Here is an 18,412-nt window from a genome sequence, read left to right as displayed (position 1 = left end):
AAAGGGGTTTTAATAACTGGCTTAAAGCTGAAAGCTTTCCGGAACCCCCAGCCTAGCTGGGGGTTTTCCATAGACAATAAAAACCCTCTGTAAAAACAGAGGGTTAAATTTCCTTTTACCTGTTCATGAAAACACAGGAAGGATTATCGGCTTATTCCCACTCAATGGTAGCCGGCGGTTTACCGCTGATGTCATACACCACACGGGAAATCCCGTTGACTTCATTGATAATGCGGTTGGAAACACGACCCAGGAAGTCATACGGCAGGTGCGCCCAGTGCGCGGTCATAAAGTCGATGGTTTCGACGGCACGCAGAGAGACCACCCAATCGTACTTACGACCATCGCCCATGACGCCTACGGAACGGACCGGCAGGAAGACGGTGAACGCCTGACTGACTTTGTCGTACAGATCCGCTTTGCGCAGTTCTTCAATGAAGATAGCGTCCGCACGGCGCAGCAGGTCGCAGTACTCTTTCTTCACTTCACCCAGTACGCGCACGCCGAGGCCCGGCCCCGGGAACGGATGGCGATACAGCATGTCGTACGGCAGGCCCAGCTCCAGACCAATCTTACGCACTTCGTCTTTGAACAGCTCTTTCAGCGGTTCAACCAGCCCCATCTTCATCTCTTTCGGCAGGCCGCCGACATTGTGGTGAGATTTGATGACGTGCGCTTTACCGGTTGCAGACGCCGCAGATTCGATAACGTCAGGGTAGATGGTGCCCTGCGCCAGCCATTTCACGTCTTCCAGTTTGAGCGCTTCTTCGTCGAACACTTCCACAAAAACGCGACCGATGATCTTACGCTTGGCTTCCGGATCGTTCTCACCAGCCAACGCGGACAGGAAGCGGTCTTCTGCCGGTACGTGAACAATGTTCAGACCAAAATGGTCGCCAAACATGTCCATCACCTGCTCGGCTTCGTTGAGGCGTAACAGGCCGTTGTCGACGAAAACACAGGTCAGATTTTTACCGATCGCGCGGTGCAGCAGCATTGCGGTTACGGAGGAATCCACGCCGCCGGAGAGACCGAGGATTACTTTGTCGTCGCCCACCTGCTCGCGAATGCGCGCCACGGCGTCGTCGATGATCTTCGCCGGCGTCCACAGGGCTTCACACTGGCAGATATCGCGTACAAAACGCTCCAGCATACGCATACCCTGGCGGGTATGGGTCACTTCCGGGTGGAACTGTACGCCGTAGAAGCGTTTTTCTTCGTTGGCCATAATGGCGAACGGGCAGCTTTCGGTGCTGGCGACGGTCACGAAGTCGGACGGAATCGCCGTCACTTTATCGCCGTGGCTCATCCACACGTCCAGCAGCGGTTTGCCGTCGGCGGTCAGGGAATCTTCAATACCGCGAACCAGCGCGCTGTCGGTCAATACTTCGACCTGCGCGTAACCAAATTCACGCTCATTAGAACCTTCTACATGACCACCAAGCTGCATCGCCATAGTCTGCATCCCGTAGCAGACGCCAAATACCGGCACGCCTGCTTCAAAGACATACTGCGGCGCGCGCGGGCTGTTTTCTTCGGTGGTGCTTTCCGGGCCGCCGGAAAGAATAATGCCGCTTGGGTTGAAGTCACGAATTTGCGCTTCTGTCACATCCCACGCCCACAGTTCGCAGTAAACGCCCAGCTCACGCACGCGGCGCGCAACCAGTTGAGTGTACTGAGAACCGAAGTCCAGAATGAGGATGCGATGCTTATGAATGTTTTCCGTCATTGACGCTTATTCCGAGGCAAGTGAAACAGATTAAATAAATCGCCCGACGCGAAGGTCGGGCGAAGAAAATCAGGAGCCCAGACGGTAGTTCGGGGACTCTTTGGTGATGGTCACGTCGTGAACGTGGCTTTCCTGGATACCCGCACCGCTGATACGCACAAACTCCGCTTTAGTACGCAGTTCGTCGATGGTAGCACAACCGGTCAGTCCCATACAGGAGCGTAGGCCGCCCATCTGCTGGTGAATGATCTCTTTCAGGCGACCTTTATAGGCTACGCGGCCTTCGATACCTTCCGGCACCAGTTTGTCGGCAGCGTTATCGCTCTGGAAGTAACGATCAGAAGAGCCTTTGGACATCGCGCCCAGCGAGCCCATCCCACGGTATGATTTGTACGAACGGCCCTGATAGAGCTCGATTTCGCCCGGGGATTCTTCGGTACCGGCCAGCATAGAGCCCACCATTACCGCGCTTGCACCTGCGGCGATGGCTTTGGCAATGTCGCCGGAGAAGCGGATACCGCCGTCAGCGATAACCGGAATTCCGGTGCCTTCCAGCGCTTCAACTGCGTCGGAAACAGCGGTGATCTGCGGAACGCCCACACCAGTCACGATACGAGTGGTACAGATGGAGCCAGGACCGATACCCACTTTCACCGCGCTGCAACCGGCTTCCGCCAGCGCGCGAGCGCCTGCGCCCGTCGCAACGTTGCCGCCGATGATTTGCAGGTCAGGATATTTAGCGCGCGTTTCACGGATACGTTGCAACACACCTTCAGAGTGACCGTGAGAAGAGTCGATCAGCAGTACGTCAACGCCTGCCGCCACCAGCGCGTCAACGCGCTCTTCGTTGCCCGCGCCTGCGCCGACCGCCGCACCGACACGTAAACGGCCCTGCTCATCTTTACAGGAGTTTGGTTTACGTTCCGCTTTCTGGAAATCTTTTACGGTAATCATGCCAAGCAGATGGAAGTTATCATCAACGACCAGCGCTTTTTCTACGCGTTTTTCGTGCATTTTTGCCAGCACGACTTCGCGGGCTTCGCCTTCACGAACAGTCACCAGACGCTCTTTCGGCGTCATGTAGACACTCACCGGCTGGTTCAGGTCAGTCACAAAACGCACGTCACGACCGGTGATGATACCCACCAGCTCGTTATCTTCAGTCACCACCGGATAGCCCGCGAAGCCATTACGCTCGGTCAGAGCTTTCACTTCATGCAACGTGGTGGTTGGCAGGACGGTCTGCGGGTCGGTCACTACGCCGGACTCGTGTTTCTTCACGCGGCGAACTTCTTCCGCCTGGCGCTCGATGGACATGTTTTTGTGGATAAAACCAATGCCGCCTTCCTGAGCCAGGGCAATTGCCAGGCGCGCTTCCGTCACGGTGTCCATCGCCGCAGAAAGCATAGGAATATTCAGACGAATAGTTTTCGTCAACTGCGTGCTGAGATCGGCAGTATTCGGCAAAACGGTGGAGTGAGCGGGAACAAGGAGGACGTCGTCAAACGTCAGGGCTTCTTTAGCGATACGTAGCATGGGCAATATCTCACCTGGGAGGTTAATAAATATTGCCGCGGCATTATACAGAACGTAATCGGTTGCATCTACATTTTTTTGCAAATAGTGCTTGCGATCCCCCGTGAGCAGGTTACTATCGATTGAATAACCTGCTGATTTAGAATTTGATCCCGCTCACATGTTATCCTCTCAAACTTCCTCAATTTTTACCGTAAGCCGCCTTAACCAGACGGTTCGTCTGCTGTTAGAACAGGAGATGGGACAGGTATGGATCAGCGGCGAGATTTCTAATTTCACGCAGCCTGCGTCAGGCCACTGGTACTTTACGCTCAAAGACGATACCGCTCAGGTGCGCTGTGCGATGTTCCGTAACAGCAACCGTCGGGTGACGTTCCGTCCGCAGCACGGGCAGCAGGTGCTGGTACGCGCCAATATTACGCTGTACGAGCCGCGCGGCGATTATCAAATCATCGCCGAAAGTATTCAGCCGGCGGGCGAAGGCTTGTTGCAGCAGAAATATGAGCAGCTAAAAGCCAAACTCCAGGCCGAAGGGTTGTTCGATCAGCAGCATAAACAACCTTTGCCCTCCCCGGCCCACTGCGTGGGGGTGATCACCTCGAAAACCGGCGCGGCACTGCACGATATTCTCCACGTGCTAAAGCGTCGTGACCCATCCCTGCCCGTTATTATCTATCCAACCGCAGTCCAGGGCGACGATGCGCCGGGACAGATCGTTCGCGCCATTGAACTGGCGAACGCGCGCGGCGAGTGCGACGTGTTAATTGTCGGGCGCGGCGGCGGCTCACTGGAAGATTTGTGGAGTTTTAACGACGAGCGCGTGGCGCGGGCGATTTTTGCCAGCCGCATTCCGGTGGTCAGCGCCGTCGGTCACGAAACGGACGTCACGATAGCTGATTTTGTCGCCGACCTGCGCGCGCCGACGCCATCAGCAGCGGCAGAAATTGTCAGCCGTAACCAGCAGGAGTTGTTGCGCCAGATTCAATCCGCCCAGCAGCGTCTGGGCATGGCGATGGACTACTACCTCGCCAACCGCAGCCGTCGTTTCACGCAGATTTTTCACCGCCTGCAACAGCAACACCCGCAACTGCGTCTGGCCCGCCAGCAAACCGCGCTGGAACGTCTACGCCAACGGATGGGGTTTGCGCTTGAGGCCAGGATTAAGCAGGCCACTCAGCGCCAACAGCGCGTAAGTCAACGCCTGAGCCAGCAAAATCCGCAGCCGCGAATTCACCGCGCGCAGTCGCGCATCCAACAGCTGGAATATCGTCTGACGGAGAATATCCGCTCACGGTTAAGCGAACAGCGCGAACGCTTTGGCAACGCGGTCACGCATCTGGAGGCGGTCAGCCCGTTAGCCACGCTGGCGCGCGGCTATACGGTTTCGACGACAACGGACGGCAAGGTGCTGAAAAAGATCAAACAGGTCAAAGCAGGCGATATCATGACCACGAGACTGGAGGACGGCTGGCTTGAAAGTGAAGTCAAATCCGTCACGCCGGGCACGTAATCCAACATTCCCCCACCCTTTGCAGCGCGATGTTGGGGTTCGACTTCGCCTCAGCCAACCTACGCGCCACATTGGATAAGGTGTAGCCATAATCTGACGATCAATCGGTTTGTCATTCGCCTCAAAACCGGGCAGGGAACGCCCGCCCGGTTTTGTCTAACTTACCAGTTATAGCGCAGATTGAGGCTACCGTTCAGATCGCCAAAATCATTGCTGCCAGTCTGCCCGGCAACCTGAGCGCGAACGCTCCACTGCTTATCGATATCTGCCTGCAGACCTACTTTCAGCTCCGCACGGTTAGCCGGAAGATCCTGTTTCACCGTAGCATCATCAAACGATACCGACACATCATCGCTGGTGTGCAGCCAGTTAGCTTCAGCAAACGGCTGGATAACCGTACGACTGCCCTTGTACAGCTTGCCGTCAACTCGCAGACCCAGGCGCGTTGTCCAACTGTCACTATCCTGACCGTCGATCCGGGTGCCGTAGTTATCCTTCACGCTATCCGCTGAGTAATTCTGCCAGACAACCTGCGCCTGCGGCGTCAGACTGACAGTATTGCCGTTACTCAGCGCAATATCGTAGCGATAACCGGTTTCCAGCGAGACAGCGTTAGCGGTTGAATCGTAAGATTCAGAACCCGCATCACCGCTCTCTACGCTGTTGTTGTAGAAACCATATTGGTACCAGCTGTCGACATACGCGCCGCTATGCGTTTGGGCATCGGCAAACCAGGTGGCATAGACGCCAAGGTTGTAGCCGTCTACGTTGCCGCTACTGGTGAACTGGCTACCGTCTGCGCCACGGTTACCGGTACTGTCGGTATCGGCGTTGATGTAGCTCGCCATGACGCCAACGGTAACGCTCTGCTGGCCGTTGCCCCAGGCCAGAATGTCGCCGCCTAACTGGAACTGGGAGTAGTTGCTGTCCATATCGATATTGCCGCTGACAGCCTCGGATTCCGCTTTACCCGCTTTGAAGCGCGCCCATACGCTGCCATCGGCGTTACGATACTGGCTACCCTCGCGGTCATAGAGGGTCTGCATTTGCAGGTTGCGCGCCATCCACTGGTTGCCCATGTACGCGCCGATATCCGCACGGTACTGCGGTGCGACATCGCCGCCATCGTCCGGAGGCGTGACATTACCGCCATTGTCGCCGTCGTCCGAAGGCGTGACATCACGGTCATCATCTGGAGGCGTGACATCACCGCCGCTGTCGTCATCATCAGACTGTGCTTTTGACGCCAGATACCAGTCGTTGTCACTTTCATTCCAGTACAGACGGTAGGTATACAGACTGGCGTTAACTTCATTTTTTAACACAAACGCATCGCTTGTCGATGTGCCGCCAACATCCACCACTTCGATACCGTTAGTGGTCTGCGCCCCATTGCCGATGCCGTTGATGTACAGATCGGTGGTGCCGGAGGCATCGCCGGTAATGACTAACTTATCGGTCGCCGAATCATCGTCGCCCAGGACGGTATTCAGGTAAAGCGAGCCGCCGTTGCCGGTGTAATCGCCATCGACATAAAGCGTATTGCCAGGCGTGCTGGAGGAGCTGCCGCTGGCGAGCGTCCCCATGTTGATCAGATCGCCATTGAGGGTGAGGATGGCGCCAGTTTCCTCGCTGTCGCCGAAGACCAGCGTCCCTTCGTTGGTCACCTTACCGTTAACGGTCGTACCGTTGCTGCCGCCGAAGGTCGCGTCAGAGGCGACGTTCACCGCCTGCTGGCTGCCCATTTCGCCAATCGTACCGTCCCCGGACAGCCACAGTGTGCCTTCCTGTACGTTGGTATCGCCGCTATAGGTATTCGCGCCGCTCAGCGTCAGTTTACCCGCGCCCAGTTTGGTCAGCGATTTACCGTCCCAGTCGCCGTTGCCGGTTTTATCGCCCAGTACGCTGGTGACTTCAAAACTGTCGCCTGCGCCCAGGGTAAACGTGCCATGTGCTGGCGTCGCTGACGTGGCGGTCGCATTCCAGCTCAGCCCTTCGGTAAGCAGATATTCTGACGCATCTTCAGGATTGATTGTCCCGGTTACGGTCAGATAGTCCGGCTTGTCAGTAAGGTTCATCGTCAGGCTGGTAAAGTCGCCGCTGATATCGCTGTCCATATCCATCAGTTTAAAGGACTGGAACTCCGCGTCGGAGGCGCGCGCTTGCAGGCTGGCGTCGCTGACGACCAGATCGCCGCCAAGCGTGGCGCTGCCGCCGGTAATCAGCGGTTGCACTGAGTCACTATTCAGCTCAACGTTCAGCGTACTGCCATCTTGCTGAATTAACGCGCTGTCGCCGAGATCCAACGAGGTGCCGAGCGCCAGTTGGGTCGTCGCGCCGCTATGAGTGGTGATGCCGCCCACCGCGCTGACTTCACCATCTGCGTCCAGCACCAGCGTGGCGTTATTGTCGACCAGGCCGGTGCCCAGCGCCGTCGTACTGGCGGCGACCAGCGTACCTTCATTGATGGTGGTGCCGCCGCTGTAGTCGTTGTCGCCGGAGAGGATCAGCGTGCCTGCGTCTTCTTTGGTCAGCGATTTACCGTCCCATGTGCTATTCGGATCAAGCGTGTCGTCAACGTCTGTCAGATTAGCCGCAACGTTAAAGCTGCCGTCAGGGTCGCTAAGGGTAAAGGTACCGTGAGCGTCGGTAGAAGCGTTGTCTCTGTCCGCATACCAGGAGAGGGAGGCCGTCAGATCATAGTGGGTGTTGTCTGCTTCGTCGACTTTTCCGTCGATAGTCAGGAAGTCAACATCTTCTCTGTTCATTCCCGCGACGGTCAGATTGTCGAAATCGCTGGTAATGGCGCTGTCGCTGTCAATCAGCGTGTAGGTGTATACCTCAGGCGTCCAGCTGTCTGTAACGCTGCCGATGCCGGTGACGTTCAGCGTGCCACCCAGCGTGACGCTGTCGGCGGTAATGGCGCTTTCACCGTTGGCCTTACTGAGGTCAATATTCAGCGTACTATCGGCTTGTTGAGTCAGCGAGTCGACGTTGAGCGTCGTACCTTTGGCCAGCTCAGTCGTTGCTCCAGACTGGGTTGTGACATTCGCAAGGTTGAATTCGCCCTCCGCGTCCAGCTTCAGCGTACCCGCGTTATCGACATCACCGCCGCCCAGCGCGTTAACGTTGGCGGCAATCAGCACACCATCGTCAATAGTGGTGCCGCCGGAGTAAGTGTTGTCGCCGCTTAACATCAGCTCGCCCGTACCGGTTTTCACCAGCGAACCGGTGCCGGAAAGCGTATTTTCCAGTTCGCCTTCGCCGACCTGAAGCACGCCGCTGTTGGCAATAGCACCAGTGCCCAGCGAATCCGCATGGTCAGCCGTCAGCGTACCGCCGGTAATAGTGGTGCCGCCGGAGTAAGTGTTATCGCCGCTTAACGTCAGCTCGCCCGTACCGGTTTTCACCAGCGAGCCGCTGCCAGAAAGCGTATTTTCCAGCTCGCCTTCGCCGACCTGAAGCACGCCGCTGTTAACGATAGCGCCAGTGCCCAGCGAATCCGCATGGTCAGCCGTCAGCGTACCGCCGGTTATGGTGGTGCCGCCGGAGTAAGTGTTATCGCCGGTCACGATCAGCTCATCGTTACCGGTTTTGACAATTTTGCCCCCGCCGGTCACGTTGTTATCCAGCGTGCCCTGGCTCAGCGCAAGCGTTGCGTTTTCTGCAATCGTCACATCGCCAGTGCCGAGCGAGGCGGCGTCTTTGGCGGCCAGAATGCCGCCGTCAATTTCAGTGTCGCCGTAGTCGTTGCCAGTGTTGCTGAGGATCAGCGTGCCGTCGCCCTGTTTGGTTAGCTTGCTGCCATCCCAGTTGGAGGTCGCCGTGGTTTCGTCCAGTTCGCTGGTGACGGTAAAGGTACTGCCTGCATCAACGGTAAAAGTGCCATGCGCAGCGCGCGTAGAATTTGCGCCCGCGTACCAACTCAAGCCTGTAGACAACTCGTAGTTGGTATTATCATTCGCATCAACGCCCGCGTTGATCGTAAGGTAATCCGGCATAGCAGAGATGTCGGCATCCAGCGTTACGCTGTCAAAATCGGTAGTGATCGCAGTTTGCGAATCAATCAGCGTGAACGATCCTAAGTGCTCGTCGGTTTCGGGCGCGACAAAGGTGGCCGTTGAGCTAAGGTTCAGCGTCCCGTCCAACGTGACGTTGGTGGCTTTGATAATTGGCGAGCTGTTGGCGGTATCCAGCGTCGCGTTTATCTGGCTGCCGTCCTGCAAGGTCAGGGTATTGTCCACCGTCAGCAGCGTACCTGTCGAACCGCTCGCGTTGCCCAGCGTAATGCCGCCGTCGTTGGTCAGGTTGCCGACGGTTGACGGGTTGGTCATGTTCCACTGGCTGGTTTCGTCAAGCGTCAATGAACTGTTCAGGCCGTTGACGCTCCCTTGCAGTGAGGATTTTTCGGCCAGCGACAAGGACGATACTGTGCTCCCCGCGTCAATGTTGCCATTCAGCGTTGTGTTGTTGGCCTCTACGGTTGCCGCATTATCCAGTTTAATAGCCGTTGGGCCAGTCAATGTGCTGTCGGTTAATGTAATGGGCTTTTCCATCACCGTGTTTTTATCAACGTGCAGCGCGGCGGCGTCGTCTGAGGTCACGTCCGCATTATTGACCGTCAGCCCGGAGTTATTGCTGTAAAAACTGCTGCCCCCCGTGGTCATCAAAATACCATCGCCTTTGGCGATGATGGTGGCGCCGTCAATGTTGACGGAAGATTTGGCGCTCTTAATGCCTATATCTTTGGAGTTGATGACCATCGAACTTTTATTATCGCCGGAAATAGTCACCGTTGAGGCATTACCAGCCTCAATGGCTGCGCCTTTGGCATTATCGTGCGTGACGGTAGAGTTCGTAATATCAAGAACGCCCTTGTTGGACGCGATAACAGTACTGTCTGTACCCGTGGAACTCACTGTACTATCGCTCACATTCAGGAAAGCGTTGCCTGTTGTGCTGCCAACCACGCGCAGTTGTCCCCTCGTGAGCGTGATTTCACTCCCATCCGTGATGTTCAGCGTGCTGCCTTCTTGCGAAACTACATCGCTGCCGGTTTCCGCTGTTGCTGTTACCTTGATGTCGCTCAATGTCGCTTGCGACTCGCCGCTGAGCGTCATGATGCCATAATTGCCTCCGGCCAGGAGAGTCCCTCCCGTTAGCATTATGCTGCTCTGTCCTGATAGCTCGATACCCATAGCATATTCTCCCGACGTCGTGATTACCGCGTCGGTAAGATTAAGCATCGCGCCGTTAGTAAGCTTAACCGCCGTGGCGGCTGCATGGCTGCTACCGTCCGGGAGGAGAGCGCCGCCGCCGTCCGTTTCAATCACAACGCCCGTGCCTGTGCCTGAGGTTGGCTGCCAGCCCTGGTTCTGTGTGGGCAAACCTTCGAGGTACAGTGCCGTACCCTGGCCGGTACCTGAATAAGAAATTGGCGACGTTTCTGCGTTCAGGTCGTGGTCGACTCCGTCAATGTAGGACACCGGATTATCGGCCATAGCCAGCGGACTGGCGAACCCAAGCGCGGCAACAATTGCGAAGGCCAGCGCATTGTGTTTTGCACTAATTATCCATCCTGACTCAGGCTTTTCAATAGAAAGGGCGACTTCATTAGCGTGCGCCTGTATTTTAACTTTGCTGTGGCCTCGCGCCAGTTCTGAAGCCACGACATACATATTTCGCACGGCGCTCCAGACGATACTGTAGGTCCTGTTCAATTTTTAAATTTCCTTTTAATAACGCTCACGAAGCAAACTTGATTTTGATTGGCTGTAAATAGCTTTTAAATGGTGTATATAAATGAGATAAATAATAAATAACAAAAATATAGTTCTATGAATGATTACAATCATCTGTAACAATATATTATCAAAGACAGATTATTAACTAATTTCAAGGTCTATTTCAATGCCAGGTCAACCTTTGATTAATTTATAATTGATATAAATATATCCAACCATTTTATAAATATTCATACTATGGATGATATTTAATGGTTTCATATATTGAGATAAATAGATGCGTGGGGAAAAAGGTGTGATTATCATGCGACACCTGGTGTTATTGTAAATATACTCGTCATACTTCAAGTTGCATGTGCTGCGGCTGCGTTCCTGCAACTCGAATTATTTAGAGTATATGGGTAGCGCCAGATGCCGGGTTGCAGAAGCGAGACAGCGCTTTTACACACTCGCGGCAAACGGTGGTGACTCCAATTAGCAGAACATATACTTTTCAATGAATGTGTCGATTACTTTTTCATGAAGCTCAATGGAACATGAAAAGCAGATTTTTTTCGTGCCAGACGCTTAATACGTTAATCCACGCACGTCGCATAACCTGCTGAACTTGCCGGCTTAATGGCGCAGTTTTGATTCCTGGTATTCTCATCCACGCCGCAATACATGCCGCCGCTCGAGGTTGATTTAGATAAATAGGGATAGCCCTGCGTCGGCCAGCCTAACGAGCTAATGGAATGATACAGCGTCAACAGGTCGTTATTATCCGGTGCTTTGCTAAGGCTACCGCACTGTTTGGCAATATCCCATTTAGTGTTGTCCACCGTATGCGCCATCGCCCAGTACTCGTTATTTGTATGCACTCCGTTGGTAAATACTGGCGTCACGCCTGACAGCAGCTCAGCCTGAAGCCACGGACGATGCAGCGTTTTTCCGTTAACGGATGTCGTATCCGCCATATTTCCCCAGAACAACGCTTTATCCGTATCCGGACTGGTAAGTACCATAAAAATCACATCCAGTGATGCGTGAAGAGTCGTATTGTCCGTCAGTTTCACCGTGAGTGGCGTTTTCAGCCCCAGGCTTTTATCCTGATTAAGCGTAAACGTTGCCGTACCGTCGCTGCCGGTAGTGCCGGTAAAGATACTCCCGGTGGTGGTCATACTTTGGCTGGCGCTTGCGGGTGTCAGCGCTTTAAGCATGAGATCGTCTGCTCCGGCATCCGCTGCCACGTCGCCATCCGTTACCACCGTACCTGCCCGATTTTTCGAATCGCCACGTGACAGCGTAAAACCGACGTTGGCGACCGGGTTACCGCTGCTATCTTTTACCGTCACCGTTAACGGCATCGCGCCTCCCTTCTCCACTACCGCCGCGTTTTTCGCGCCGTCCATCGCCGTCGAGGTCAGCGTAATACTGGCAGGAGTAGAAGTACGCGGCTCGACCAGACACACCTGAGCGCCGGTGGCAGTCGATGAACTGGCGGTGCCTTTATCGCCGCTATTCAGGTTTATAAATTGGTAATATCCGGTATTCGGCGCACGATCCGCCGCCCACCAGGATTTGTTCCCCGCCACCGGCCAGCCGTAGTTTGTACCGATTGCGCCGTCAGGATTGTCGCCATACAACGTTTGCAGATCGCCTGACAACGGCTGGTATTCGACATCACAGCCGGTTGCGCCCGCTTTTTCAGTGTTCGCTGCGGTGACTAAGGGCCATGTTTCATTGTTAACCAGGTAAGTACCGCTATTCGATGTCATCTCCGCCGCCAGTAGCGGACGCCGGAACTTCACGCCCGCGCTGTTGGTCACGGTTTCCGGCATGTGTCCCCAGTATTTGGCTTTATCGCTGTCCGGGCTGGTAATGACGGTGAAAATGACGTCCATATCGCTAACTGTCAGCGGATCGTCGACAAGCATCGCCTGCAGCGGTGTTCTCAGGCCACGGGAGTCATCCTGCGTCACTTCGAGTTGCGCTTTACCATCCTCATCCGTAATGCCATACCAATAATTTGTGCACGAAGATACCGTGCAGTTAAACGTCATTGAGCCCGTAGACGGCGCAACCGATGTGAGTACCATGCCTCCGCCGGAACTGCCATCAACGACACCCGCCCGGTCTATCGAAAGCGTTCGTCCCAAACGGATAGCAGTATTGGGCTGCGGCGTGCCAGAACCATCCCTCACAGTGACGGTCAACGGCAGACTCTCGCCCTTCTTCGCCACTGGAGCGCCTTTATCCGCATCCATGGCGCTGGAGGTGAGTTCTATCGACAAGTCCCGGCGCTTTGCCAGACAAAGCTGCGCCGTGGCGGTATTGGCTTTGGTTGTCAGCGTATTATTATCGCTGAGTCTGACATACTGGAACTGACTGTCTGAGTGCGTGGCATCCGGTACTGAGTTACCCGCCCCCCAATATTTTCCTGATGCCACCGGTAGGCCAAGCGTTGTCGTGAGTGCGCCATTGGGATAATCGGTATATAGCGTCTGTAAATCATTTACCGTCGGCAACCCCAGCCGATCGCACGGGCTGGCGGTGTCCTGATACATATTCGGATAACGGCTCCAGGTATACCAGGACTCGTTATTTTCCGTATAACCCGACGTGTCCGCTGTTGAAGAAAGTTCAGCGCGCAGCAGCGGTCGCTTAAATTCAACCCCCTTACTGTTGGTAAAGGTTTCCGGCATATGGCCCCAGTATTTGGCCTTATCGCTGTCCGGGCTGGTCACTACGGTAAAGATTGCGTCTTTACTGTCCGTCAGGTTGCTGCCGTCCATCGTGGCGGCGCTGATAGTGGTCTTTAAACCTGTGGTACTGTCCTGAGCCAGGGTAAATGTCACCTGACCCAGTTCATCAGTTTCCACGTACAGATATTTCGCGGAGGTATCCAGCAGGGATGTCGCAAGGCCGGACGGCATCACATTACGTAGCGTAATATCGTCTGTGGCACCTGAAGCCGATGCGGCGCTGTTGGCGCGATTGTACGACGTTCCCCGGCTGATTTTCACCATCACGTTTTTCATCGGCTGGCCTGCGGCGTCTTTCACCGTGACGGTAGCGGCAATCTGCTCGCCCTTCTTCGCCTTTGCGATTCCGGTGGCTTCATCCTGGCCTGCCAGCGTCAGCGTCAGGCTGGCAGCGGCGCGGCGCGCCGAGACAAGACAGGTCTGCATGTAGTAAGCCGTGGTGCTGGTCGTCGTTTTGACATCATTGCCGTCGTTAAACAGGTTGACCGCTGCGTACAGCGACTGCGCGCCGTCTGACGATATCACGTAATCCCCCGCCCACCAGTAGCGGCTGACGTTGTTGTTGCCCGAACTGGTCATCGGCCAGCCGTTACGGCTACGCATGGCATTATCAGGCCAGGTATTGTACAGCGTCTGGAGGTTGCTGACGCTGGGCAGATAATCGCGCCCGCAGCCGCCGCTGACGCCGTTCCAGGCTTTATCGACGGTTATCATGCCCCAGGTTTCGCCCTTGTCGTAGTAGCCGTTGGCGATGGTCAGCGTTTTGCCGGGCGTAGCGCTGAACTCGCTCGCCAGCAGCGGACGTTTGTACGCCACGCCGCTGCTGTCGGTTAACGTTTCCGCCATATGGCCCCAGTAGCTGGCCTTCGGGGTGTCCGGGCTGGTAACCACGGTGAAAATAACCGGCAATGGCGCGGTCGTTGTGGCGTTGCTGTGCTCTATCGACGCCATCAGCGGCGTTTTAAAGCCAGCGCTCCCGTCCTGGCTGATATCCAGCGTCAGCGTACCGTCCGCGCCGGTAGCGGTGTAATACTCAACGCCGCTGTTACGCGCGTCGCTGTGGTTAATCTGTATGGCTGCCGCCTGCGAACCGTTAACCTCCTGATTCGCCCGCCCAATGCTGTCGCCGCGCGTAAAGATAACCGGCGTGTCCGCCACCGGCTTGCCCTGGGCATCCAGCGTGGTGATGGTGACCGGAATCGTCTCGCCGACCTTCGCTTTAGCGAAACCATCGCTGTCGTTATACTGCGGCGAAGTCAGCGTTATCTGCGTCGCCACCGGATGGGCGTTTTGCAGGCAGACAAAATAGAGTTTTTCATCCCACAGCAGCGAACCGATGCCGCCGTCGCGCAGATTAATCGACTTAACATAGCGGTTTTCCGACGTCCTGCTTAAATCGGCGGTGCTGTCCTGGTAGTTTTTACCGTCCAGCGGCCAGCCCTGTTGAGTATTCATGGCGCCGCCGGGCCAGGCGTCGTACAGCGACTGGAGGTCGGCAAGCGAGGGCACAAATCCCGCGCCGCAGGCGTCTTTCGCTACATCAAAATTCACGCTGCCCCAGGTTTCGTTGTTTTCCGTATTGCTGCCGTGGGTAATGCCGCTGGCGATTTCAGCCGACAGTTGCGGGCGTTTAAACACCTCGCCGTTGGCCGCCGCTACCGTTTCCGGCATATGGCCCCACATTTTGGCTTTGTCGCTATTGGGGCTGGTGACCACGGTAAAGATGGTGTCGATGCTGGCCGTCGCGCTGGCGTTATCGTACAGCGCCGCCGTAATCGCGACCTTCGTACCGTGGGTATCCGGGCGGGTGACGTTGATAATTTTGCTGCCGTCCTCGCCGGTCAGTTCGCCGATTTTGGTGGCGGTATCGTTGAGCGATTCACCGTCGATGACCACCGCAGAAACGATGCCGTCGCCGCTACCGGCGATGTGTTTTTCCCCCTGGCGGGTATAGCCGTCGCCGCGACTGAGCACAAACGGCGCATCCGGGACCGGATTGCCGCTGGCGTCTTTCGCCGTCACCTTGAGCTGAAGGGTGTCGCCTTTTTTCACTTTCACCGCGTGCTCGCCGCCGACGTCATACCACAGCGACGTATCTACCGGTTCGATGGTAATTGAGGCGGCCGTGGGATTGACGCCAACCAGGCAACTCACAAAATCGGAGGCGTCGCCGGAAGCGGTTTTGCTGCCGGAGGCCAGCGATACCGTCTGCCACGAACTGGCGCTGGCGAAGGTGGAAGACCAGTAGTTATACGACGTCGGCCAGCCGGATACGGTGTGAATTTTATTGCCATCGTTCGCGGTATAGAGCGCGCTAAGTTGGTGATCTTGCGGCAGATGATTGACCTCGCAGCCTCCGGCGTCGGGGTTGTTCAGCGCATCGGCATGGGTAACGCGCGCCCAGGTTTCGTTATTCTGAGCTTCGGTCCTGGTTGCGGCGGGGGCTTCTTCCGCCAGCATTGGCCGCTGGAATTCCATATTGTCCACGGTGATAGTATCCGCCATATGCCCCCACATATGCGCTTTTGGCGTGTCGGGGCTGGTGGGTACGGTGAATTTCACGCTGCGGTTGACGGGGGTGGTGATCAGCGAGTGGAGCGGCAGTACGGTCAGCGGCGTCAGCAAGCCGACGCCCTGCGGCTGTTCAATCACCAGCGTGGCGTTCCCCTCGGCATCGGTGATGCCCTGATACGTCATCGACGCCTGGGAGGAGCCAAACGAGGTTCCCCCCATAACCAACGTTCCGTCGCTGGAGTCGGTAAAACCGGTCGTCGCGTTGTCGCGATTTTTGCCATGCGACATGGTCACGGTAAACGCGGCGTTAGGCACAGTCAGTCCGTTCAGCGCGTTGACGGAGTGCACGTTCATCGTTACCTGTTCGCCCACTTTGGCGACCGCATTGCGTAACGACTCGTTGCCATCGAAGTAAACGTTCAGGATGGTCACCAGTTCGTTGCCGGAACAGGAAAGATAGTTCGGTTCAGCGCCGCTGAACATGCTGTCCGCGCCGGTCGCCAGGTTGACGTGCGCGGTGGTAGAGCCATCGGTATCCGCCGCGATATAGCTGTGTTTCTGCGTCGGCCAGCCGTAGGTCGTTTCCATCGCGTTGCCGGAATGGGCCGCATACAGCGTATCCAGCAGCAGTTGCCCCGGCACCTGGCCCGCGCCGCACTGGTTTGTCGCCGCCGTTACCGAGTTAAACGTGGCCCAGTATTCGTTATTCTCAAATTCAGAGCCGGTGTCCTGCGCGGCTTCGTCCGCCAGCAGCGGACGTTTGTAGATATTGCCCGCCTCCACCACGCCCTGCATATGGCCCCACATGCGCGCCTGCGCCACGTCCGGGCTGGTGACTACGGTAAAAATGACGTTCTGCGTCGCTTCTGTCCCGTCGAACAACACCACGCGCACCGGGGTTAACACGCCCGCGCCCCGATCCTGGGTCAGCGCCAGCGAGAACTGGCCGTTGGCGTCGGTGACGCCGTGATAGTGACCGTCGCTTCCTTCCAGATTGGTGATGACGACCGGTTCATCCGACCACTGATGCGCCGCGTCAATATCGGCGTTCTTTTGATTCTGGCGATTCTGTTCGTCGCCCAGATAGACATTAAAGTAGCGATAGGGCAGCGGTTTGTTGGTGGCGCTGTCGGTCACGCTGATCTTCATATTGATCTCATCGCCAACCTCGACTTTCGCGGCATTGACCGTTGAATCAAAACTATCGGCGCTAATCACTAACTTCGGCGTGACCGCAGGCGAGGCTTTATCCACGCAGCTTACCAGCGATTGCGTGGCGTCCGGCATTTGCGTAAGGCTGCTGCTGCGCATATCAATGCTGATATGGTCGGTGGCGATCGATCCCTGGGAGGAGGACCAGTACTCTTCATCTCCGGATGTCAGCCCCACCGGCCAGCCGAGGGTGGTGGATAAATCGCCGCGCTCAATTTTTAACCCTTCCAGTTGGCGCGCATCCGGCAGAATATCGCAGTGTTTATCCGCATTAGCCCAGTTGAACTGCGCCCAGCTTTCATTGTTGATACTGACGGCACGATCTTCGCCGTCGGTTTCCGCCGCCAGTTTGGGGCGGCTAAAGGTGTAGCTTTCGCCGTCCACCGTGGCGGTGGAATTGTCCGCCATATGGCCGTACATATTGGCGCTGCCGCTGTCCGGGCTGGTGAGGGTGGTAAAAATCACGTCCACGTCGGCTTTCAGCGCAGGCGCACCTGACGGGTGCGCCACCAGTGGGGTTTTTACCCCCGGACCGTTAGCCTGGGTGACGGTCACCGTCGCCACGCCTTCCGCATTGGTGGTGCCGTGATATTCGGTGGCGGTGGTGGTCAGTTCGGTATTGCCGACGCGTACCGGCACGGTATTGTTCACCACGCCCTGGCGATTCAGCGCATCGCCGCGGGTAATCACGAACGCGATATTGCCCGCAGGCTCGCCGTTACAGCCTTTGGTATTCACCGTCAGCGTGATGCTTTCACCGGCTTTGACCTTCGCGGCGTTGAGCGACTCGTCCAGATGATCGGCGGCGAGCGTTACCGGGTCGCCCACGGCGGGGGCAATATCCACCGCAATCTTTTGATTGAGTATCTCTACCGCGCTGTCATAAGGCACGCCGGTGCGGGTAAGCAGCCACAGCGGCGGTACGGCGGTTGAGGTATCCAGTTGCGGCCAGACTACCAGGTGGCGGCCCGCCATATTTTGCTCACAGAACGTCAGGTTTGCCGATGGCTGCGGAGACAGCGGCGTATCCGGCGTGGCGGCGTCGGCCCACACCAGCGTGACGGTGGGCGCGCGTTCAGCCTGCCAGGCCAGCGGCGGATCGGCGAAAATATCGCCTTCGGTATCGTGCGGATTGGTTAAGGTCAGCGCGCTGCCTGCATCGCTGGTGCTGAACTGGCTGGGTTTCGCGGAGTAATCAACAGAATTAGCCGCATCAGATCGCAACTGCACGCTGCCCTGATAGACCGGGATCGTCACACTATCGGCCTGAGGGGGAGTACCGTTAATAGCCGCAGTTTGCTCAGTGAGTTCCTGCCATGCACCGCTGCTTCGCACGGCCTGCGCGAAGAAAGGCGTTAAAATAAAGGCGCATAACAGCAACCAGGATAAAAAACCGACACACTTTTTCGATTTCACTGACGTA

Annotated in this window: 6 protein-coding genes; 1 reads left to right on the top strand and 5 read right to left on the bottom strand. The window is 56.3% G+C overall.

Annotated elements, in window-relative coordinates; translation table 11 throughout:
- Positions 1 to 151: 151 nt before the first annotated feature.
- Complete coding sequence (gene guaA / locus ACLJRE_RS20940; protein ID WP_000138293.1) at positions 152 to 1,729, bottom strand: glutamine-hydrolyzing GMP synthase; 1,578 nt, start codon at positions 1,727 to 1,729, stop codon at positions 152 to 154.
- A 69-nt stretch (positions 1,730 to 1,798) separates the two neighbouring features.
- Positions 1,799 to 3,265, bottom strand: coding sequence for an IMP dehydrogenase (guaB, locus tag ACLJRE_RS20935; protein ID WP_000944174.1), 1,467 nt, complete (start codon positions 3,263 to 3,265; stop codon positions 1,799 to 1,801).
- Positions 3,266 to 3,425: 160 nt separating this feature from the next.
- Between guaB and xseA the strand changes: the two genes are divergently transcribed.
- The gene (gene xseA, locus ACLJRE_RS20930; protein ID WP_023212377.1) at positions 3,426 to 4,775 is read left to right on the top strand and encodes an exodeoxyribonuclease VII large subunit; all 1,350 of its coding nucleotides are present in this window, start codon (positions 3,426 to 3,428) and stop codon (positions 4,773 to 4,775) included.
- A 161-nt stretch (positions 4,776 to 4,936) separates the two neighbouring features.
- Here xseA and shdA read toward each other — a convergent pair whose 3' ends face one another.
- From shdA to ratB, 3 genes are all read right to left on the bottom strand, one after another.
- Positions 4,937 to 10,495 carry a fibronectin-binding autotransporter adhesin ShdA gene (shdA, locus tag ACLJRE_RS20925; RefSeq protein WP_071883013.1) on the bottom strand — a complete coding sequence of 1,853 codons (5,559 nt, stop codon included), beginning with the start codon at positions 10,493 to 10,495 and terminating at the stop codon, positions 4,937 to 4,939.
- A gap of 498 nt (positions 10,496 to 10,993) precedes the next feature.
- On the bottom strand, positions 10,994 to 11,068 hold the full coding sequence (locus tag ACLJRE_RS20920; RefSeq protein WP_076728224.1) for an IS1 family transposase: 75 nt from the start codon (positions 11,066 to 11,068) through the stop codon (positions 10,994 to 10,996).
- Positions 11,069 to 11,094: 26 nt separating this feature from the next.
- A complete protein-coding gene (ratB, locus tag ACLJRE_RS20915; RefSeq protein ID WP_023212375.1) occupies positions 11,095 to 18,405 on the bottom strand; it encodes a DUF823/DUF824 repeat adhesin RatB in 7,311 nt (2,436 codons plus the stop codon).
- Between the last annotated feature and the right edge of the window lie 7 nt (positions 18,406 to 18,412).

The organism is Salmonella sp. SAL04157 (assembly GCF_046551635.1).
GTDB classification, from domain to species: Bacteria; Pseudomonadota; Gammaproteobacteria; order Enterobacterales; family Enterobacteriaceae; genus Salmonella; species Salmonella enterica.
Note: the sequence above shows the minus strand (reverse complement) of the source record. Positions and strands in the feature narration are given on the sequence as shown.